Annotated in this window: 1 protein-coding gene; it reads right to left on the minus strand. The window is 44.9% G+C overall.

All coding sequences use genetic code 11. The annotated features are described in order from the left end of the window. A partial coding sequence (locus tag KDK19_RS03890) for a hypothetical protein (protein WP_257252550.1) occupies positions 1 to 1,053 on the minus strand: 1,053 nt, incomplete at both ends.

Raw genomic sequence — 1,053 nt, forward strand, 5'->3', positions numbered from 1 at the left:
CATTGGCAGAAAACAGAGCTATTGCCTTACTTAACACGTTCAAAGGCACGGCTTTAACCGAATGACACAACAAAAAATCCCGGTCCTGTTGATCAAACTTAAGGTAGCGCTCGACGCCTTTTCCTCCATAAGAAGACAGAAGTCTTATCAATGATTCCAGCATCAGAACGGTTTTAGTCTTTGCATGGAATTGATGAAACTGTTTTAAAACCGCCCAGTTGAGTGACCAGTCTGGCCTGGAGGTGGAAAGATAAAGAGCAACTGTTTTTATCTGGCGATTGAATTTGTCATCCTCTTGATCCTCTGAATCGCTATCGTATTCGTGGACCTCGTCACTCTCTGAATCACTGTTGTCTTTAGCAAATTCATTTAATAGCCACTGTTTCAGTTGTGTTTCCTGATGTTGCAGCGCTTCAATGGCAGGTAGCCCTTCTGATTTCCAGAGCCTGTTCATCATTTGCAGGAGCAGGTGATTGGGTGCACCTCCACAGCTTATCCAACCTATCACTTTTTTCACTGGCTCATGCTTGGGCATGCCTTGGCGATTATTCATGGATGAAAAAGATCGGAACAACTTTATACTGAACTCACCATCCTTGTCTCTCCATTCTGGCCAGTTCAGCACCTCTTTCACTTTTTTATGTTTGAGTGTGCCTTTGCTACTATTCATGGACGAGAAGGCTCGGAACAGTAGCATATTGAACTCTCCATTCTTGTCTCTCCATTCTGGCCAGTTCAGCACCTCTTTCACTTCCTCATGTTTGAGTATGCTCTGGCCATGATTCATGGACGAGAAGGCTCGGAACAGTAGCATACTGAACACGCCATCCTTGTCTTTCCATTCCGGCCAGCCCAGTATCTCTTTCACTTCATCATATTCGGGCACGCCTTTGCCATTATTCATGGATGAGAAGGAGCGGAACAACTCCATATTGAATTCGCCATCCCTATCTTTCCATTCTGGCCAGCTTAGCACCTCTTTCACTTTTTCATGTCTGAGCATGCCTTTGCTGCTATTCATGGACGAGAAAGCGCGGAACAATTCCATACTGA

The sequence above is a fragment of the Endozoicomonas sp. ONNA1 genome (assembly GCF_024606325.1).
In the GTDB taxonomy this organism is placed as follows: domain Bacteria; phylum Pseudomonadota; class Gammaproteobacteria; order Pseudomonadales; family Endozoicomonadaceae; genus Endozoicomonas_A.